Raw genomic sequence first — 19387 nt, 5'->3', positions numbered from 1 at the left:
CATGTAAGACTTCCGAAGTTTCGGACACTTCGGAAATCTGGCCTGGCTGTTATTTTTTTGTTTGTTTAATCATGTAGTCATTCAACGCCTGATGCAAAGACTCTGCCGCAAGAAAAGCGCAATGTTCATTTTCTTCAGGAAGTCCTCCCAGTTTTTCCAAAATAGTTTGACCGGTGATTTCAAAAAGTTCATCAGGATTTTTTCCGCCAGCCATTTCAGCCGCAAAAGACCCGCACACAAGACTTGATCCGCAGCCGTCTGTCTGAAATGTGGCTTTTTTTACCCGGTCATTTTCAAATTTAAGAAAAATTTCAATGCTGTCTCCGCAATCCCCTCTCACTTTTGCATGTCCGTCAGGATCATTCATAATTTCCATGTAAAGGGGATTTCGCCAGCGTTGATAGGCTATCTCTCCGAAATCCTCTCTTGTTTCCTCATAAATCTGCTCCTGTAACTGATCTACAAAATCATTAAGACTGTCACTCATATCAATTCTCCCTCTCATCTCAGATTAAAAAATTTAATTTTCTCTTTCCCGCGCGGAGCGTGACAACGAGAATCAAAAGTGTTTGAAACAGGTCTTCAGCCTGACACTTTTAAATTATACCCTACAACATCCGCCACCCGGTTTCAACGGTAATCATGTGTTCCCTGAACCATCCTGATTCCGGTCGGGAATATGAAAACGCTTTGTTCACTCCTGAAACATCTGGTCTGGATTGACAAACCCGAAACTGTCAGATTTTTCAATTCCGAATCGAGAGTATGCAAGTCTTATTTAATTCGTGATTCAGCTTAACAGGATTATTCTCATTAATCTTATAGAAAAATAAATACAACTATGCAACAGTTTTTTTTATTTTATTGTATATTTTTCAAAACCGATCTCTTTGGAAGCGTTTATTACGGGAAGGGGCCTGATATTTTTTGTTAATACCCGCAGGCCATCTGTACCCGCCCCCGCAACAGCCCCCTGAGCCTGCCGAAGGGGGAATTGCCCGTTTCGACAGGCTCAACGGGCGGGGCTTTCAATACCCGCCCCCGTCCTGCAAACTTCCCACACTTCTCATAGATATGAGATCAAACCGGAGAGTTTGCTGACAGTGTATAAAAAGTGGGAATACATCCAATATAATAGTAATTTTTTTGATTTGTGACAGATATTTGACATTATGTTTAAAATACACACGCGTCAGCGGTATTTTTTATTGACTTTGCTAAAATTTTGGGTATTATCAATTTTCTAATTATAATCAGAAAATGTATATCTGCCAAAATTCTTTATTTCCGCTAATACTTCTATTATAAATTTCAATAAGAAAAAAGACTCTCAGTTACAATCAAAATGTTAGCGGAAGATCATCGTAATAGACATTATCGGAAATAAGCGGCCAGACAATCCGGAGTGCCAAACTTGCAGTTTGGCAAAACACCTGTCCCCCGGGAATCCCGGAATATTGCCAAACTGCAAGTTTGGCACTCCGGATGTCCGGTTTTGACCGATGTTTTTTATTTCCGATAAAGTCTAATACAAAAAAATGAAGGAAATGTTCAAGAAAGGAGGTGAAATATAATTAAAATCGGTCAGACGTTAACGAGTTAAGACAACTTAAAGATGAAGAAAAAAAGGAGAAAAAAATTGATGAAAAAGGTTATTATTGGGTTGATGGCGCTGAGTATCGCATTGCTCCCGGCAGGACTGATGGCTGAGGAAGTTGAATTCTTCGGAAGTCTTAAAACTTACCCCACGTTTATGAGTAATGTGGATTTTAATGATGATGATACCAGCATGGATAAGATACTGGATGAAAATGGTTTTATGGCAGACCATGCTGTCCGCAATGAAGTCCGAATTGGCATGAAGGGCGGCGGTGATAACTGGGATTTTATGGTGATTCTGGAATCTGATTTCACACTGAACAAGCCCAACGGAGACAGAGGCGGAAATCCCAGCACCGATCCGATGGATGCAGGCATGACCGGTGAAGATTTTGGTGTGGAAAAAGTTAATTTTGGGTACAGCTTCTGTCCTTCTTTTAAGATAAATACCGGATGGAACACCAAAGCCCTTGACATCCACTCCGGCGGAATTCTCTACGGGGATGACCATCCTTATATCGGATTGGCAGGCTCCGCAGGGCCCATGAAATGGGAAGCCCTTTATCTGATCATATTTGATGAAATCAGCACCGACAAAAACAGCGGCATTCTGGACGGAGAAGAACTGGACTGGCGGGTATATACCTTCCGGGCCGGTTTTGATCTGGGCGGTTTTACTATTGCGCCGATGTACGCATTCAGCGACAATGATGCACGAAACGCAGAAGTTCATTATGCCGGTCTTGAAGCCTATGGTAAGCTCGGGTTCATCACACCGCGTTTGGAGTTTATCTATGCTATGGGCGATAAAGATATTGGCGATCAGGAATTTGACATAAACGCATGGGGAGCGTATGCCTCTGTTGACCTCAATATCAGCAAAGCATTTACCCCCTATTTCGGCGGCTATTACCTTACGGGAGATGATGATCTCTCTGCTGACGATGACGAACTGGGTGCATTTAACGGAATTAGCAATATTTCCCGTTACACTCCCGCCTTTGGAATTGAGAACGCCTTTATCTATCGCTATGTTCCGGGACTCAGTACTCATCTTTACAGCAATAATTTTGCGATGATCGGAACCAAATCAGGATACGGCGGCATCAGCAATTCTTCCATGGGTGACGGTCCGGGTATGATCATGGGAGGTGTCGGTGTAAAGGGCAGTGTTGGTAACTTTGCTTATCAATTACAGGGAATGCACTTTATGTTTGCTGAAGAAGATGCTGCGGCAGCGGCTCTCGGTCTCGATGAGATTGATGATGAGGTCGGAACAGAGGTTGATCTTCGGCTGACATATAATTTCAACCAGCATTTTTCTCTGGGAAATACATGCGCTGTGTTTTTACCGGGAGATGCAATAGAGGAGCGGTTGGGAACTGATGACACCGCTATCTTAAACACCATAGAACTTGTATGGAAATTCTAAGATGACTTAAATTTGTCCTTGCCAGGCTTCCGAAGTTTGCTATAAGGATTTTATATAAGAAATTGATATTTCAATTCTTTCTTATGATTTCCTATATACCTCTACATGGATTGGAGATAAGCAGGGATTTTTGGGTACCGGCCCGACTTAATCCCTGCTTATCACTAATCCGTGTAGATAAAGGATAAAGAAATGCCGACAGGACCAAACAAAAAAGCCGGAAGCGTCCAATCATCGCTTCCGGCTTTTTTTTGTTATGAGTTTGTTTTACATTACAGAAAATGTTGTTTCTTTAGAAACTGAGAGACAAACTTGTACCGATTTCGTAGGGATCTTCCTCTCCGTCATCTCCCTTATAAACTGCGTCGCCTGCGAACAGATACGCACCGACCAAATCAAGCTGTAAACCTTTTACCAGCTGATATGTAATGATCACATCTGCTTCAATACCTAGTTCATCTTCTCCTTCAACAGCGCCGTTAGGATCATCTTTCTCAGCTTCTTCTGCAAGCTTGGCATACCATGCGTCAAGGGTTATTGAAAGATCAGACGTCGGTTTGATGGTTGTTCCTACATTGGCTGCCATGATGTTTCCAATCTGATCTCCGGGTGAGCCGTTTACGACGTTGTCATAATTTCTATCCCCTAAACCAGGTCCTCTCTTGCCAAAGCCCATAATATTGCCCCAGTAATAAGACTGGCCCGCGGGAACAAAAAATTTTTCTTGGTCATTATCACTGGTGTCGTCATCGCCCGATGCATAGAATGCCTCTAAGTGAATATCTGCAAAACCCATATCCACACTGGCTCCCACTGCCCCTAAATATGCTTTAAAATCATGGGTTGTATCGGGATCCTTGTACAATTCAGCTTCGCCGCCCTGATAGATACCTGTAAGCCATATGGAAGCCGGGCCAAAATTGGCATCCAAATCAAGACCAGCATAGTACATCTTCACATCCTCATAATTCTCGGTAGGTTCCCAATCTTTGGCTCTTTCCGAATAAACAAACATAAAATAAGGTGTGAGGGAAAACATATCACTCGGGGTGAATGAGGGCGCAACACCAAAATAGTCAACATCCCGTTTATTTAGGCCTTTACCGCCTTCATACGATTTCATCCATATAAAAGGAAGCGTCATCATGTCACTCTGATAGCCGACAACAGCACCTGCGAAATCATCATCAAAGAGAAGACCGCGTCCTAATGTCAATGTCTGGACACCTATTTTGGCATTTACGGAGCCGAGGTTAAAATCAGCATAGGAATTCTTTACCTCAAGGTTCACACCGTCAGCGCCAATATCACCATAGCCTCCGGTTCCTTTCCCGTCATTACTGCCATATACCGCGTCCATTTCAAGCTTGGTCACAAACTTGAGGTCATCATGAAATATGGCAGTATAATAAAGTCTTCCCCTGGTTTCTACCGCTGTGACTTCGCCTTCCTCACTTGTATCATCATCATTGCCGTCAAAATTTTCCTGCATCCAGGCTCTTGTATCCCAGTAGCCCCCGAATACATGCTCCATTGCTGATGCCGGAATGGCAAAAACAGCTATCAGCAAACCCGCCAATACCAATATCCCAAATTTTTTCATCTTTCAAGTCCTCCTTAACTTAAATTAAAAAGCAAACCCAATAATTAAAAAACCTAATAATTGAAAAAGTGAACGAATGCCCCTTCTTTTCACCCCCTTTCAAAACCTTCTGCCTTTATACGCAAAAGTGTTCAGATGTATGCCTCTCATACATAATAAATTCAAATAACTATCCATAATGACACAGGCAATTACACCCCTTATCCGTACAGACCTTTTTTAAAAATATTCAACCACGGAACCAGTAAACAATGGTCGGACAACATTTCATTTATTAAAAACGTTATTTTATCAATACGTTTTATATTTTTGATCTTTTTCCCATAACCATTATGATTAACCGCTTCGTATAATTGATTTGCTAACAGTATGCTTTCAATATGTCAAGATTTTTTTGAAGTTTAGCAAGCAGGCAATGATGAAGGTCATTATCATAAGAGGCTTCTTAAAAACCGCGGGGAAAAATATGCAATCTGTCGTAATAAACAGATAATTTTCTTATTACTTCAATGGGTTGTTACAAATACCCAGCATATGGTCAATATCATCTGATATCACAGGATAATTGGTAACAGCGCGCAATTCGAACGGACCTGTCGGCAGCACTCACACTCCTCTTTCGTTAAGACCCTGAGTCAGTATTTCTGTGATCAGCCCCTTATATTGTTATCTTAACATAAGTACCTAATCATAAATTTTTAATATCTGTCCGGGGAAGAAACCCGGCTTTTTTTTCGGATGATGCGTTTCGGATAAAGGAAAAAGCCGGGTTTCTCCGCCGCTCGAAGAAAAAAGTATATAAAAAACTTTTGCTCAGGTACTTATATAACCCAATTCGCCATCGACAAGAATAACTCACTGATTTTTCATCTTTTTTCATTCTGAAAGCATATGGGTATTCAGATGGTCATACCCAGATTAAAAATTGAAGTCAGGAGAATAAACATGCGGGAATTTGACACTAACAGACCCGTGCAATCTTCACTGCACGGCCATACATGAGCTTCTGCCCCAGATCGAAAATCTTCTCCGGAGTGCAAAAATTAAGCGAAGCGATTTTTTGCGTTCCTTTTATTCTGAAAACGTCTCGATCTGCTGAGTATAAAATTTTGTCATACTCGACAATCAAGTTTTTTGCCCCGGATCGAATATCAAAAAATTTATGGACAGGTAATTAACTACATGGATAGCTTATAAAAACAAGAAACCGTCCTCTGGTTTTATAAGCCATCCTTGTAATCATATTCAGCCGAAACCGGCTGCTTTTGGAAAAGCATCTGAACACCAGATGATTTCATGCCCTGTTATACTGCCAACTGGCAGGTATCACAGGGTTTCTTTATTTCCATACCAAAGGCTCATATCCTTTGGGGAGATGGGCAGTCCCCTTTACACATGGAAGCTGGGTCTCCTGGTGAACCTTTTCAATAATAGTTTCAAGTTTGTCACAAAATCCTCCCTCTGCCATATCCCAGCCGTTCTCCCCTTTTTTGGCAAAAAGACAGGTACAGAAATGAATGGCTTCAGCACCTTTGGATTTCAATATTTTCGCAAGATTAACCACGTCGTCACCCGGACATTGGCAAGTAAAAAAACCGGTTATTTCAGTATCTTCATATCCTACAAACCCTTCTTTCCTTTCTGTAAGACAACGGAGACAACCCGTCAAAGGGCATCTGTTCATATTTTTTTCACACCGTATAATACCTATTCCCGACATCATTTATCTCCTATATAACCCTATGTAATTATGGATTTTAAATTCCAGTTATTTTTCAGATTTTCCTGGGTATATGTCCGGTCCGCGGGTGACAACTGACAATTGTTTACTGACAACTGACAACTGGTTTTGTCATATGGATTCTCACAGCTTCCTGTACCGTGCCTGCTGCAAGAAAAGCGCAATGCTGCTCATCATCCGCCAGATGCCCCAAGTTTGCCAGAATGCTTTCTCCTGTAATATCTGCAAGTTCATCAATTGTTTTATCAATGGCAAGTTCGGCTGCAAAGGAGCCGCACACATTACTTGTTCCGCAGCCGTCAGTCATATATGACGCTTCTGACACTCTGTCATTGTCAATTTTAAGAAAAATTTCCATTGTATCTCCGCAATCTCCTGTTACCCGGGCGTGGACATCGAAATTATCGAGCCTTCCTCTGTAACGGGGATTACGCCATCGCTCAAACCCTGATTTACCAAAAGTATGCCTTGCTTCGTCAAATATCTTTTCCTGAAGTGAGTCAATAAAAGCATCCAAAGGATCGGTCATAAAACATTTTCTCCCCAAAAAATAAAAATAACAAAAAGTTAGTTAAAATCAGCATGGCATGGGGCAAAAACAGATATCAGCCCCACGCCATTGTCATGTAAACTTAAAATTTACAAAAGGTTATCCTCGCGTAAACGGTTGACAATCTCTGTCACGGATTTGCTACGGTCCATGGTGTAAAAATGCAGCCCATCCACGCCATGTTTCAACAATTCCGAACATTGCTTTATCGCAAAATCAACACCAAATGCAGCAACTTCACTTTTATCAGCCTCTGCCAGCGAGTCAAGTTTGGCTGCCATTTCTTCCGGAATCATGGCACCGCAAAGTTTGCAAAGCATATTGGTCAGTTTGATACTGTAAACAGGCATGATTCCGGGAATGATCGGAACTGCGATGCCCGCGGCCCTGCATTTTTCAACATACTTAAAAAAAAGAGTATTGTCATAGCAGTACTGGGCAACAACATATTTTGCCCCGTTGGCTACTTTGAGTTTGAGATATTCAATGTCTTTATCAAGGCTTTCTGCCTGAATATGTCCTTCGGGATACCCCGCACATCCGAGATCAAAATCGTAACGTTCACGAATAAAAGAAAGCATATCTGACGCGTAACTGAAACTATCCGGATGGGGCGTAAAATCATCTGTTCTGGGTTCATCTCCCCGGATGACAAAAATGGTTTCAACTCCCAGTTCTTTGTATTTGTCCAGCACAGTGGTAATTTCATCCGGCCCCAGACCAAAACCCGCAATATAAGCAACTGTGGGAAGATTTTTTTCAGTAATCATTTTCTTCACAGCCTGATATGATCCTTCCTTAGTGGACCCGCCGGCTCCGAAGGTAACTGACATATAATCAGGCGAAAGCTTTGTAAGATCATCCACTACCTTATAAAAGCCTGCCTCAGCTTTCTCATCCCTCGGGGGGAAAAATTCAAAGGAAAGTCTTGTTTTTTCTTTATTTTCATACAAATTTCCAACTCTCATATTATTCTCCGTGTGTTAAACTGTTAAACAATTGATCCATAAGCATCTGATCCGGCACAATCTCAGCCAGATGACAGATAGTTTTAAGTAATAACTCAAAACATAAAAAATGCAATGAAAAATTATAAAAATTTTTCTGACAAGCCAAAATTTCTGATTGTGATAAATTCTGATGACAGGACAACTTCTTGAAATTATTGAATCACATAAAGAGGACACCGCGCGGGCCAAAGCATCCCAGCCTGTGCCGGGACACAATGCTGTTGACTCAGGCAGTTCCGAACGGACCCGGAGTGCAAAAATTTTATTTTTGCACCTGCGAAAAAGCATTTTTCGCACTCCGGATAAAATACCGGAAAATCGGCTTACGTTTAAGTCAACAGTATTGGTGCCGGGACATATCCGTAAAACTGTGATTGGGGATTGGGGATTGGCTATTTTTTATGAACGATTAGCACTGATTTTGATTTGTCATTGTAACGGGGAAATCATCACTGTTAAGTACCTGTGCAAAAGTTTTTATATATCTTTTTTCTGCGAACTGCGGAGAAACCCGGCTTTTTCCTTCACGGGCGGCGGGTCATTTCGGGAAAAAAGCCGGGTTTCTTCCCGGGCAAATATAAAAAACTTTTGCTCAGGTACTTATAATCAGAAAAACCATTATTCAGGAATTTCAATTTTTCCATTTGCAATTGAAATTCTGTCTTCGGCTGGGGGATTCTCAGAAATTGGCGGAACATTATCCCGCGTAATATCAGGAACAGATCCGTCCTCAGAAATGCCCCTGGGAACCGTTCTCACCACCTGGCTGGGCGGCAAAGGTGTTCCGTTTTTCAGGTGGTCGTGCAGCAGATCAAGGGCCTGAGTGAAGTAATAAACCAGAGGAATGTACCTTGAACTGAATCCGGGAAACGCATTCAGCATATCTAAATGATGTGCGTGGGTGACTTCGTAATATCTCAAATTACTCTCCGCTTTTTCCGCCAGACTGTTCAGGGCAGCATAAGCCCGTGAGCTGTGATTCGGCGGCAATATGGCATCATCTCTTCCATGCACGATGATTGTCGGCAGTCCTCTCAGGTTGCCGGACGCACGAACCTCGGATATCCCCTTCATCATCCTTTTGTGCTGTTCAAGCGCATCACCTGTAAGCGGTTTTCCCAACTCGTCCTTACCTGTTGCAAGGCGACGCAGACAAATCGCTCCTTCCAGATTCTGATCTTTAACCCCTGAAGCGGAAACAGAATCCCGGCTTAATCTCGGTCCGCCATTGGAATGCGTGCTGATCAGTTCCACGCCTGCTGTGGGCGGGATGCCATTTGCTTCTCCGAACACGCGTGCGCTCTGTTCTTTTGTCATGGCGGTTGGTGATTTTGTCTCCGGGTCAGCAGCAGCGAAACTGAAACCGCAAAGATTATCTTCAACACTGAATCTGCCATAGGCATTGGCGTAAGTCACGGCAATTCCTTCGACAATCTGTATCGCATGTTTGCAGGGCTGAAGCAGATTTTGTTCCGTGAGAATCCCGTAACTGTTTATAATGTCCTGAGCTTCCGCGGCTCTTTCCTCGGTTGAGCATTTTGTAAGCAGTCCTCTTTCCGCGAGTGCGTTGCAGCGACTTACGCCAAGTTCCTCATCCACCAGATTCATCGGCGCAATATCTCTGATTTTCGGGTCCAGATTCGCACAAGGCTGATAAAGATTCAGCAGGGTATAATAATCAAACATCGTCCTGATATGCGCCGGGGATGTCCATTTTTTGTCTCCCTGCCGGATGACCAGAGATTCATTCTCGGTCGGCATCACATTTGGTTCGGATACAGCTACGCCATGAATAAGATGTTCGGTGTCCTGCTCCGCGGCCCGGATGGATGCGTCTCCGCCGTTTGAAATGCTGGAGGCGATTACAATGGTATTTTCAGGCGTGAGGGTTCTCATAATACTGCTGTCACGCTGAAGCTCGCCAAAATTTTCTTCAAGATTGAGAATGTAAAAAGCAAATTTGACAGATTGCAGCACATATGTTCCCCAGTCCTTCTCAGGATTTTGCCGGGAATGAGCGTGTTTAAAGGCAATCTGATGAGGATTATCCTGAACAAATTGTCTGTCAATTTTTGCTGTGAAATTAGACTCGTTTCCTGCGAGGATCGCATCTTCCCGCTCCCCTGTGATTAAGCAGACCGTATCGGAATCAAGATCATGTGCGCCTGTTCCTGTGCCCTTATCTGTGTAGGCAACGGCAAATCCTCGCTTTAAAGCCCATTCTCCCACGGTCGCAATCGCACCATAAACGCCCCGGGACCCGGAAGAAGGGGCAGTGACAATACACGAATGATTCGGATCAAAGGTGTCCGGAATCTGCACCATCAGCGTGACATTCTGACTGCCGGTTCCGTCATCAGCATACGCGAGATATTCCTTGCCCGCGATCCTGCCTTCTCCGGTTCCCGGTGTCCCGTCAATGTTCACGCCAGGGCCGTAAAAGACTCCGTAGCCGCCGCCCGGGGTGAAATCAGCCAGTGCCCTGTAATTGGTATAAATGGCGAGAGCGCGTAATTCTTCGGGTCCGAAGTTCTCAAAAACAGGTGGCGGGCCTTCCAGCCCTGTCTTTCCCAAACCGCCGGTCAGCAAGTCATTGCTAATTCCGTCATATTCTTTTTTTCGGATTTCGCCTTTTATAAAATCAGGTCTCACGTTCATGATAAATTGTGTCCTTATAGTCGATGTTCGACTTTTTTTCTGTCATTCCTGCGAAAGCAGGAATCCACTGCTTTCGGATTCGTAAAGTTGGCAAAAATTGGATTCCTGCTTTCGCAGGAATGACAGGCTTTTTAGTCGAACCGGGTCAAAAAACTCGATCATCGGGAGTTTAGCAAGTGTTGCCAAACTGTAAGTTTGGCACTCCGGAACTCTGGTCCGGGAACGCAAAACTTCGGCTTTGCATCTTCAGACCTCCTTTCTTCTGTTTTCTTTGTTTTTCTTATTTCCCGACCACTTCGTCAAAATTCAGCAGGTCCATGGTATCCTCCCGCATCGCCATGGCGTAGATTCCGTTCCGGCTGAGATGTATGACTATCTCTTCGGGAATATACAGCGATGAGAAAACAGGGATGACTTTCCTGCCCCGGCACTCCGGGAAATAATCTGGAAGCTCCTCCAGCACGCTGACAAAATCCCGGACGTCCTCGGGTCTCGGCTTCGACTTTGTTTCGTTAATATAAAAATTTTTTTCCGACACGGCCACAACGTCAAATTCCCGCTGATCAGAGAGGCTGTCCCCTCTCGGCTTTCTGATGCGGATTCCGAAAAAAGTGAGATATCTGTCTCCGAAATATTCGGCCGCGATGCCCGGTATGTTCGGGGCGGCAATGTCCTCCACCAGGGTCCCCATCTTGTTGGCAAGCTCGCCCCATCTTTTGTTTGTCTCCTTTTTTAATGTTTTCATCTCGTTCTTCAGCGCCTTTGTATCGGCCCTGATTTCCTCCCTGAATGCTTTTGTGTCCGCTCTGATTTCCTCTCTGAATGCCCTTGTATCCGCCTCCATGCGGGTCAGCGTGCTGTTCATCGAAGAAATGAACTGCCCCAGTATGTTCTCCAGCGAATCCGTCCGTTTTTCCAGTCCGTCAACCTGCTTCTGCAAATTTGCGCTCATCACAGCCCCTCCTTTTCATTATTTTCTGTTATCAGAATACGCCGGAACCGCTCCCTTGTCAACAGCAACATCCTCTGTCATGCGGAAGCAGAAGCTAGGTCGGTGTTCGGAAAATAAAAAAGGTGGTGTTCTAAAACTGGACTTGTTCCGATATTTGCCAAATTGATTCAGAGGCTTAAAAAGTTTAGCTCCACTTTTAGAACATTACCATAAAAAAATATTTTCATTTTTAATAACAAATTTTATGATAATTTAAGTTCTTAAGTTTTTTTAAAAAAACCGATTTTTTGCAAAATAATTATTTACAAATTGCTGATTATAACGGATTTAGGGGAGGGCACAACATCCTGAAATGACTATATGTCAGAATGGAAAATCTGTCCGTCACGGGGTTCCGGGAACCGGAAATTCAGGATATTTGTTTTCCCGGAAACCGACGTTTTCCGGGAATGTCCGGCTTTCTGCGAAAACGGAAGGTCGCGCACAGCCTCCCGAAATCGGAGCCTCCCCTGAATCCGTTATAATCAGACAAATTGTTCTCTTCAAGTTAAATCATTACAGTTTAAGGAGGTGTTAATCTTACCGTTTGACACGCCGGAGTGTGACAAACAACTTTTCAACCCGATTCGGGAGCTACACACCTGCTTTACAGCTATCTGATTTTATAATATACTTGATGATCAGGTTTTTTTGACCCGGTTCGACCAAAAAGTCTGTTCAGCATGTCTGATGTTCGCTATTCTGTTTTCCGAGGCACATGTCCGTGTCGCCGATGTTATATATACGGCAACGTCTGGCGGGTTGTCAGTTTCCGCAGACGGGGGAGACACTTTCACCAACAAAACCACGGCTCACGGCCTGGGAGATGACTGTGTGCGGGGCGTGTATGCAGCCGGTTCAACGGTTTATGCGGCAACCAATGGCGGATTGTCGGTTTCCATAGACGGGGGAAACACTTTCATCAACAAAACCACGGCTCACGGCCTGGGAGATGACCGTGTGCGGGGCGTGTATGCGGCCGGCTCAACAGTTTATGCGGCAACCAATGGCGGATTGTCGGTTTCCGCAGACGGGGGAAGCAGTTTCACCAACAAAACCACGGCTCACGGCCTGGGACATGACCATATGTGTGGCGTGTACGCTGTGCCGCCTGCCCCACCGAGCGAAGATATTCCTGACATCCCGACCGGCCTGACAGGCACGGTAATTTCCGCCACTCAGGTCAGGCTCACCTGGAGAGACAGCAACGACAATGAGGATGGTTTCAGAATAGAGCGCACGGACAGCATGTCCCCGTGGATCACTGTCACCATGACCGGAGCCAATGCCACGGCCTTATCCGCCCTGAGATTCTCGGCCGCGTCGGACAATCCTGATCTGGTGCCCGCGGAAAATATCAGATTCGGCGGAACTGGCGAGACCCGCACTGTCACTCTCACGCCAGTAAAAGGCATGTCCGGCACGGCAAATGTCACCGTGTCCGTGAGCGACGGAAGCACGACAGCGGAGACAGATTTCGCGCTGAACGTGACCACGGGACCCGAACTCAGCGCCGAAGCCCGACTTGAAAGTGATGGCGGAGACACAGTGGCTCCGGGCGGAGTTCTGCGTTACACAGCGGCGATCTCCAACACCGGGGACAGGGCTGCGGAAGGCGTGAGGTTTGCGCTTCCCCTTCCCGGAAACACCGAATATTCGGCGGACACTGCCGGTGCTGTGATCCGGTCGGCTCTGAGGACGATCTCAGAAAAGGCATCGGATCCCGTGTATGACGGCGAACTGAATCAGCTTGAGTGGACAGGTGATATTGCTATGGACGAAAGTGCGGAAATCTCCTTTGATCTCAGGGTGAGACCCGGAACAGCGTCCGGCGAGGCCGTGTCTTTCGGAGGAACCGTGGCGTATGACACGGACGGCGACGGCATCAGCGACATCACCCGGAACACCGGCGGGATCGGAGACGGGTCAGCGGATTCGGAGGTCAGGATCACCGTGGAAGGCTGTCTGCCGGGCGACACCGATGCCGACGGAATTATCGACATGAAAGATGCCGTGCGGGTGATGCGGACGCTGTCAGGAACGGACATCGGAAAAATCTGTCCCGAATCAGATGCAAACGGCGATGAAAAGACCGGCCCCGAGGAACTAATTTATATTCTGAAAAAACTTGCGAAATAAGCACGCTGCCAAAAGTTTTTCGATATCCGAAGACCTGCGAGGCTTCAGAAACCTCGCAGGTCTTAAATACCTGAGCAAAAATTTTTTATACATCCCTTCCGGCAGCGGACTGATCGCAGGGGTTGCACCACGGATTTGCACAGATGACATGGATGACACAGATGGGAAATCATTTGTGATGTGGGAATCTGTCTGTTGATGAAACCGGATTTTTTCAAAAAATCCGGTTTCTTTTTTGCCTGTTTTGTGATATAAAAAATATAAGATTTATATCTGACTTTACAATCATATCCGAAAGGAGCAAAATTTTTGTAATGAATCTGACATTTGAATGGGATGAGGAAAAAGCCGATAAAAATCTCAGAAAACATGGTGTCAGCTTTGAGGAAGCGAAAACCGTCTTCAATGACTCATTTTTAATGACATATCCCGACTTGGAACATTTTTATAATGAAAAACGCCATATTAGCATCGGCTGTTCGGCAAACGCACGGATTCTGGTTCTCATTCATACGGAACGGAATGAAAATATAAGAATTATCAGTTGCAGTAAGGCAACCCCGAAAGAACGGAGGATATATGAACAAGGAGATTTCTGAGCATACAGATCATCTGCCGGATGATGATGAGATGAAACCCGAATATGATTTTGAAAACATGACAGGAGGCATCCGAGGGAAGTACTGTAAAGCCTACCGCAACGGCCATACGGTCAGGATTCATAAAAGTGACGGAACAACGCTTGTGCGACATTTTACACCTGAAGACGGCACTGTCAGCCTTGACCCGGATGTGCGCAAATATTTTCCTGATTCGGAATCCGTAAATCATGCCCTGCGCTGCCTGATTCCTCTTCTGAACAAAAATTCGGTAGTGTTCTAAAACTGGACTTAAACTTTTTAACCCCTTGAATCAATTTAGCAAATATCGGATCAAGTCCAGTTTTAGAACACCACCCAAAAATTCCAGGTCAGAAGCAAAACATGGCTGATTTATCCTGTATTTTTATCAGCCAACCTCCGGTTAAAAAAAAATTGTTTTTTTGGGGAGCAGTTTTTTTCAAATCCCGGAGGGACGGCTGAGAATGGTGTTCGAATGAGCGTTCGATTGAACTCACACCGAAGTTTCACGCCGAAGTCCCGCCAATTTATTCCCGGGGGTCGGACTTTTTGTTTGACATGTGTTCAGTTCAAATTTATCATAATTACGGAATGAAAAGCTTTCATAAACTGTTATCGGAGGGAAGCATGGAGAATACTACTATATTTACTCTTTCGGGCAGACATTCTCACGAAGAAATCATGCCTGTGATTAATGAGGCGCTGAAAGAGCAGGCGGATTTCGCCTACACACGTTTTCTGGGGTTTGAGAAAGAATGCCGGGTCTATGAGACAAAATATGAAATGAACTCGGAGGAATTTCTGAAAAAATTCGAGTCCGGAGAACTGGGGGACGATCTGCACTGGTTTGACTGGTATGCCGCTCTCAGAGGAAAAACCCTGTGGGAAAAAAAACACAGCATTCTCAGGGGAATATCATGGAAAGCATAACCGGATATTTCAGTCAGTTCTCTGACATAACAAATAAAAATAACTGGATAATCTGCCAGAACATCTCTTTCCGCCAGATCAGTGAGAAAGAGGCATATGTCAGAGGGGAGCTTCACCTTCACGGCGGTTTTATCCTGCATATGGCCGAATATGTGACCACAGATTCCTCAGGTATTATAAAAAGGCTGAAATACCGTTATCAGCTTCAGGATCGTAATAACGCCCTGATAGCACGATGGGATAACGCTCCCCATCATTCCGAACTCCCCACTTATCCGTTTCACAGACATTGTAAAGACGGACAGACAGTTTCATCACCGGAAATGGATATCCCGAAACTGCTTGCGGAACTGGATGACATTCTGAAAGATGTGCTTTGAGCCAGCGAAATTCGACCGTGAGACATGATTCTCATTCCTTCCTCTGAATCTGACCAAACGGACTGTCTGAATCGGCTCTGAATCCCTGCTCTGTCTGATATTAACCTGATTATCCGAACAAGTATCAGACGTTTTCAGCTTGACATCCGCTTTGTCCGGATTATATGATTATTTATAATGATTTCAAAGAATCTGAATCTCTGACATGGTTTATGAAGATTCAGAGCGTGTTTGAAAAATATCAACTACAAATATACCGTCCCTACCGGGACATTTCAAACATGCTCTCAGTAAATCGAAAACATCCCCAAAAAGCTCAGTCGGAGGCAAAAATGTATAAGGACCATTTTACGGACAGCACCCGGCAAATGCGGCTCCGTTTTTATCCCGCGATTACGCTGACAGATGATCAGTTTTATGATTTTTGTCAGATCAACCGTGAACTGCGAATCGAAAAAACTGACAAAGGAGATATGCTGATTATGTCACCTACAGGTGGCGAGACAAGCCGGAGAAATTCGGAACTCATTATCGAACTGGGAAACTGGGCAAAAAAAGACAAGACAGGGGTTGTGTTTGACTCATCAGGAGGCTTTGTCCTTCCGAACGGCGCGACACGTTCTCCTGATGCTGCCTGGGTGACACGGTCAAGGCTGGCGGGTCTGACCCGGAAACAGAAAGAAAAATTCATTCCCCTGTGTCCTGATTTTGTAATCGAACTCCGTTCGTCTTCGGACAGTCTGAGCATCCTTCAGGAGAAAATGCAGGAGTACATGGATAACGGCGCAAAACTGGGATGGCTTATTGACCCGGTTCAGAAGAAAATTTTTATCTACCGTCCTGACAGGGACCCGGAATGTCTTGAGAATCCGAAAGAAATTTCCGGCGAATCTGTTTTGCCAAAGTTTATACTTGCATTGGACGAAATATGGGAACCCAAGTTTTAATAAGGGAACTCCAAATAAATAACATACCCCGGTTCAGCCTGCAAACGGTGGGTTCCGCTTCGCTGCACTCACCCTACGTTTCGGGTATTTTGTTTTTGGGGAAATCCCTACTCGCTAAAACAGACTTAACTCTTGACTAATCCATAATTATTTGTCATTTTTCATCAGTTGTCACATCAGATATGGTAATAAAACTGATCCAAGTGAAAGGACATCCGGTTATGAAAGACAAAATTCCCCTTATTGCCCAAAAAATTGCGGAAAGCAGCAGAAATGTCATTTTTACTGGTGCAGGCATATCCACAGAAAGCGGCATTCCTGACTATCGCAGCCAGGGCGGGATCTGGGACAAATTCCGTCCCGTGTATTTTGATGAATTCATGTCCTCCAAAGAGGCCCGCATAGAATATTGGCGGCAGAAAACGAAACTTTATTACGATCTCAGACAGGCCGAACCCAACCCGGCCCATATGTCAATTTTTGAACTTCACAACATGGGACTGCTCGAAGCTGTTATCACTCAGAACATTGACGGGCTGCACCAGGCTTCCGGCTTACCTGATGAGAAAGTCATTGAACTGCACGGCAACACCCGCCGGATACGCTGTATGAGCTGCGGGAAGATTTCTTCCGAAGATGAGGCCCAGAAGCGAGTTGAGGCCGGTGACCTTGCGCCTGAATGCGAATGCGGGGGGTATCTCAAACCAGATACCATTTCCTTCGGACAGGCAATGCCGGTGGCAGAGGTCGCAAAAGCCACGGAACTTTCACAACACTGTGATTTTTTTATGGTGGTGGGATCAACCCTGCTGGTTCAGCCGGCCGCGTCCATGCCGTACTATGCCAAGCAGGGCGGGGCTTTCCTGGCGATTGTCAATCTGTCTGAAACCCCGTGTGACAAGATGTGTGATGTGTTAATTCAGGGCAAGGCAGGGGAAGTACTCACGGAAATTGTCAGTCAGATAAAACAGAGATAACCCGTTCGATTTTCAGAAAAATGATTAGAAAAATCAAGAGGAATTAAAATGCGGATTCCCTCAAAAAAACAATGTTATGAGCTTATCCATGAGATGGAGATGATGGAGCATATTGTGGCGCATTCCATACAAGTCTGGCGGGTGGCCTCTTTTCTGACAGACCACATTACCAAACATGAGGTATATCTGAACCCGGAGCTGATTCAGGCATCAGCCCTGCTTCACGATATTACCAAAACCAGAAGTTTCAAAACTGGCGAAAACCATGCCCTCACAGGAAAAGAGCTTCTTACTGGTATGGGATATCCCGAAGTCGGGGACATCATCGGACAGCATGTTGTATTGGACGCGTATTTTGAGTCCGAAACCCCCACAGAGGCGGAAATTGTCAATTATGCGGACAAGCGGGTGCTTCATGACAAAGTGGCTTTGCTTGAGGAGCGGATGAATTACATTCTGGAAAAATACGGAAACAAGCCGGAACTCCGGGAGCGTATTCGCTGGCTCGGGAAAAAAACAAAACAGCAGGAAGACAGAATCTTCAGCTATATGCCCTTTTCTCCCGGAGAACTCGGCACTGTCATACCTGAAGATTGTGCCGATGAAATTTCAGCGTATCACGAAGCCCTGTCAGACTAGACTTTGTATTTACCAAAATCTTCGGGAGAAAGTTTTTCAAGATATTCTGCCCATTTTTTCCCTTCTTCGCTGTTGTCCAGCGCTTCGCCCGCCTCGTCTCCTGTTTTTGATTTTTCAATCACCTTGTCATCCACATAAATCGGTGCCTGAAATCGGGTGTGATGATAATTTGGTGTAACAGTCAGACCTGTTTTTGCTATCTGTTTTTCCTAAAATTTTTATATACTGATTAATATCAATATATTATTTTTTGTATTTTTTTTCTTGACATTCCAAAAAGAAGTTTGTAGAGTTTAAAAAAACCGAGTGAGTACTCGGTTGGGTTTATGGGTAATATGGATATATTAAAAAAATTATTAGTAAAAAAAGAGTGTTAAATTAAAAAAACAAACTCAGTTCAAGCAATATCAGCATGTTCCCTATTATAAACAGAAATATTATTTAAATATCAATAAATTAATTGATATTTAAAAGAGCGGTTATTTTTATAAGAAAAACCGAGTGAGTACCCGGTTGGTTTTTATAAAAAGGAAACGGAATTTTAAATATGTCTAAAAAACAAATTATCATCAAAGCTGCGACAAGACTCTTTTCAGAAAAAGGGTTCAAAGAAACCTCTGTTGCAGAGCTTTCCAAAGTGACGGGCGCGGCCGAAGGCACAATTTTTCATCATTTTAAAACAAAGGAAGATATATTTCTCTCCATTTTGAAAAATGTGAAAGAAGGCATCATTGAAGAATTTGAGGAGTATATCCATACCAGAGCCTTTGACAATGGTTTGGATATGATGGAAGGCGTGATTTCCTTTTATCTTTATCTGGCCGGACGCATGGAAGAATGGTTTCTTCTTTTGCACCGCCATTATCCTTATGAGCTTGCCATGGACAATCCTGTCTGCCGGGAGTATCTCGAAGGTATCTACACCTGTTTGGTTGATATTTTTGAAGAGGCGATTTCGCGCGGTCAGAAGGATGCTTCAATAGACAACGGGGTGCCAAGCAGAAAGACGGCGATGATCATTTTTGCCATGGTCAACGGCCTGGTGTGGTTCAAGCTCCATCATCTTTATGAGGCGGGTGCGTTGTATAACGAACTTATTGCATCTTGTCACAAAATACTCCGAGAAAGTGACGAATGTAAAAAATAGAGGATGCAGCCTCCCTTTGAGGGA

General features: G+C 44.4%; 19 protein-coding genes. 11 read left to right on the top strand and 8 right to left on the bottom strand.

The genetic code is table 11. From position 1 onward, the window contains the following. Positions 1-49: 49 nt before the first annotated feature. Positions 50-487, bottom strand: coding sequence for an iron-sulfur cluster assembly scaffold protein (locus dnm_RS25675; RefSeq protein ID WP_207679740.1), 438 nt, complete (start codon positions 485-487; stop codon positions 50-52). Positions 488-1642: 1155 nt separating this feature from the next. On the opposite strand from dnm_RS25675, the gene dnm_RS25670 reads away from it, so the two are divergent. Then, positions 1643-3031, top strand: coding sequence for a hypothetical protein (locus dnm_RS25670; protein ID WP_246556091.1), 1389 nt, complete (start codon positions 1643-1645; stop codon positions 3029-3031). Positions 3032-3323: 292 nt separating this feature from the next. On the opposite strand, the gene dnm_RS25665 is transcribed toward dnm_RS25670, so the two are convergent. The 6 genes from dnm_RS25665 to dnm_RS25640 form a co-directional block, all read right to left on the bottom strand. After that, positions 3324-4634 carry an alginate export family protein gene (locus dnm_RS25665; protein WP_207679738.1) on the bottom strand — a complete coding sequence of 437 codons (1311 nt, stop codon included), beginning with the start codon at positions 4632-4634 and terminating at the stop codon, positions 3324-3326. A 1339-nt stretch (positions 4635-5973) separates the two neighbouring features. After that, positions 5974-6357: a CGGC domain-containing protein gene (locus tag dnm_RS25660; protein ID WP_337833588.1), complete on the bottom strand. Its 384-nt coding sequence runs from the start codon at positions 6355-6357 to the stop codon at positions 5974-5976. 103 nt (positions 6358-6460) lie between these two features. Then, on the bottom strand, positions 6461-6904 hold the full coding sequence (locus tag dnm_RS25655) for an iron-sulfur cluster assembly scaffold protein (protein ID WP_207679737.1): 444 nt from the start codon (positions 6902-6904) through the stop codon (positions 6461-6463). A gap of 110 nt (positions 6905-7014) precedes the next feature. Beyond that, complete coding sequence (gene metF, locus dnm_RS25650) at positions 7015-7893, bottom strand: methylenetetrahydrofolate reductase [NAD(P)H] (RefSeq protein ID WP_207679736.1); 879 nt, start codon at positions 7891-7893, stop codon at positions 7015-7017. 660 nt (positions 7894-8553) lie between these two features. Beyond that, positions 8554-10593, bottom strand: coding sequence for a 3-hydroxybutyrate oligomer hydrolase family protein (locus dnm_RS25645; RefSeq protein WP_207679735.1), 2040 nt, complete (start codon positions 10591-10593; stop codon positions 8554-8556). A 280-nt stretch (positions 10594-10873) separates the two neighbouring features. Next, positions 10874-11545 (bottom strand): DUF8196 domain-containing protein, encoded by a 672-nt coding sequence (locus dnm_RS25640; protein WP_207679734.1) that lies wholly within the window; start codon positions 11543-11545, stop codon positions 10874-10876. A 729-nt stretch (positions 11546-12274) separates the two neighbouring features. On the opposite strand from dnm_RS25640, the gene dnm_RS25635 reads away from it, so the two are divergent. From dnm_RS25635 to dnm_RS25595, 9 genes are all read left to right on the top strand, one after another. Then, positions 12275-13723, top strand: coding sequence for a DUF11 domain-containing protein (locus tag dnm_RS25635; protein WP_207679733.1), 1449 nt, complete (start codon positions 12275-12277; stop codon positions 13721-13723). Continuing rightward, positions 13713-13922, top strand: a complete 210-nt coding sequence (locus dnm_RS25630; protein ID WP_207679732.1) for a hypothetical protein — start codon at positions 13713-13715, stop codon at positions 13920-13922. The genes dnm_RS25635 and dnm_RS25630 overlap by 11 nt, the downstream gene beginning before the upstream one ends. Positions 13923-14037: 115 nt before the next feature. After that, a complete protein-coding gene (locus dnm_RS25625; RefSeq protein WP_207679731.1) occupies positions 14038-14322 on the top strand; it encodes a BrnT family toxin in 285 nt (94 codons plus the stop codon). Continuing rightward, positions 14303-14605 carry a hypothetical protein gene (locus dnm_RS25620; protein WP_207679730.1) on the top strand — a complete coding sequence of 101 codons (303 nt, stop codon included), beginning with the start codon at positions 14303-14305 and terminating at the stop codon, positions 14603-14605. The genes dnm_RS25625 and dnm_RS25620 overlap by 20 nt, the downstream gene beginning before the upstream one ends. 365 nt (positions 14606-14970) lie before the next feature. Next, positions 14971-15273 (top strand): hypothetical protein, encoded by a 303-nt coding sequence (locus tag dnm_RS25615; protein ID WP_207679729.1) that lies wholly within the window; start codon positions 14971-14973, stop codon positions 15271-15273. Next, complete coding sequence (locus dnm_RS25610) at positions 15261-15653, top strand: toxin-antitoxin system TumE family protein (RefSeq protein ID WP_207679728.1); 393 nt, start codon at positions 15261-15263, stop codon at positions 15651-15653. Before dnm_RS25615 ends, dnm_RS25610 begins: the two co-directional genes overlap by 13 nt. Before the next feature lie 332 nt (positions 15654-15985). Beyond that, on the top strand, positions 15986-16600 hold the full coding sequence (locus dnm_RS25605; protein WP_207679727.1) for a Uma2 family endonuclease: 615 nt from the start codon (positions 15986-15988) through the stop codon (positions 16598-16600). A gap of 221 nt (positions 16601-16821) precedes the next feature. Next, positions 16822-17577 (top strand): SIR2 family NAD-dependent protein deacylase, encoded by a 756-nt coding sequence (locus dnm_RS25600; RefSeq protein ID WP_207679726.1) that lies wholly within the window; start codon positions 16822-16824, stop codon positions 17575-17577. Between the two features lie 48 nt (positions 17578-17625). Beyond that, complete coding sequence (locus dnm_RS25595) at positions 17626-18216, top strand: HD domain-containing protein (protein WP_207679725.1); 591 nt, start codon at positions 17626-17628, stop codon at positions 18214-18216. Here dnm_RS25595 and dnm_RS31400 read toward each other — a convergent pair. Continuing rightward, complete coding sequence (locus dnm_RS31400) at positions 18213-18338, bottom strand: hypothetical protein (RefSeq protein ID WP_276571829.1); 126 nt, start codon at positions 18336-18338, stop codon at positions 18213-18215. The genes dnm_RS25595 and dnm_RS31400 overlap by 4 nt on opposite strands. Positions 18339-18763: 425 nt before the next feature. Here dnm_RS31400 and dnm_RS25590 point away from each other — a divergent pair, with 425 nt between their 5' ends. After that, positions 18764-19363, top strand: a complete 600-nt coding sequence (locus tag dnm_RS25590; protein ID WP_207679724.1) for a TetR/AcrR family transcriptional regulator — start codon at positions 18764-18766, stop codon at positions 19361-19363. The last annotated feature ends 24 nt before the right edge of the window (positions 19364-19387 follow it).

It is taken from the genome of Desulfonema magnum, from assembly GCF_017377395.1.
GTDB lineage: Bacteria > Desulfobacterota > Desulfobacteria > Desulfobacterales > 4be13 > Desulfonema_C > Desulfonema_C magnum.
This window is presented reverse-complemented; position numbering and strand designations above follow the sequence as displayed.

Excerpts from the sequence above, each read along its gene's own strand:
- dnm_RS25675 (WP_207679740.1), bottom strand. The coding sequence starts at position 487 with ATGAGTGACAGTCTTAATGATTTTGTAGATCAGTTACAGGAGCAGATT.
- dnm_RS25670 (WP_246556091.1), top strand. The coding sequence starts at position 1,643 with ATGAAAAAGGTTATTATTGGGTTGATGGCGCTGAGTATCGCATTGCTC.
- dnm_RS25665 (WP_207679738.1), bottom strand. The coding sequence starts at position 4,634 with ATGAAAAAATTTGGGATATTGGTATTGGCGGGTTTGCTGATAGCTGTT.
- dnm_RS25660 (WP_337833588.1), bottom strand. The coding sequence starts at position 6,357 with ATGATGTCGGGAATAGGTATTATACGGTGTGAAAAAAATATGAACAGA.
- dnm_RS25655 (WP_207679737.1), bottom strand. The coding sequence starts at position 6,904 with ATGACCGATCCTTTGGATGCTTTTATTGACTCACTTCAGGAAAAGATA.
- metF (WP_207679736.1), bottom strand. The coding sequence starts at position 7,893 with ATGAGAGTTGGAAATTTGTATGAAAATAAAGAAAAAACAAGACTTTCC.
- dnm_RS25645 (WP_207679735.1), bottom strand. The coding sequence starts at position 10,593 with ATGAACGTGAGACCTGATTTTATAAAAGGCGAAATCCGAAAAAAAGAA.
- dnm_RS25640 (WP_207679734.1), bottom strand. The coding sequence starts at position 11,545 with ATGAGCGCAAATTTGCAGAAGCAGGTTGACGGACTGGAAAAACGGACG.
- dnm_RS25635 (WP_207679733.1), top strand. The coding sequence starts at position 12,275 with ATGTTCGCTATTCTGTTTTCCGAGGCACATGTCCGTGTCGCCGATGTT.
- dnm_RS25625 (WP_207679731.1), top strand. The coding sequence starts at position 14,038 with ATGAATCTGACATTTGAATGGGATGAGGAAAAAGCCGATAAAAATCTC.
- dnm_RS25620 (WP_207679730.1), top strand. The coding sequence starts at position 14,303 with ATGAACAAGGAGATTTCTGAGCATACAGATCATCTGCCGGATGATGAT.
- dnm_RS25615 (WP_207679729.1), top strand. The coding sequence starts at position 14,971 with ATGGAGAATACTACTATATTTACTCTTTCGGGCAGACATTCTCACGAA.
- dnm_RS25610 (WP_207679728.1), top strand. The coding sequence starts at position 15,261 with ATGGAAAGCATAACCGGATATTTCAGTCAGTTCTCTGACATAACAAAT.
- dnm_RS25605 (WP_207679727.1), top strand. The coding sequence starts at position 15,986 with ATGTATAAGGACCATTTTACGGACAGCACCCGGCAAATGCGGCTCCGT.
- dnm_RS25600 (WP_207679726.1), top strand. The coding sequence starts at position 16,822 with ATGAAAGACAAAATTCCCCTTATTGCCCAAAAAATTGCGGAAAGCAGC.
- dnm_RS25595 (WP_207679725.1), top strand. The coding sequence starts at position 17,626 with ATGCGGATTCCCTCAAAAAAACAATGTTATGAGCTTATCCATGAGATG.
- dnm_RS25590 (WP_207679724.1), top strand. The coding sequence starts at position 18,764 with ATGTCTAAAAAACAAATTATCATCAAAGCTGCGACAAGACTCTTTTCA.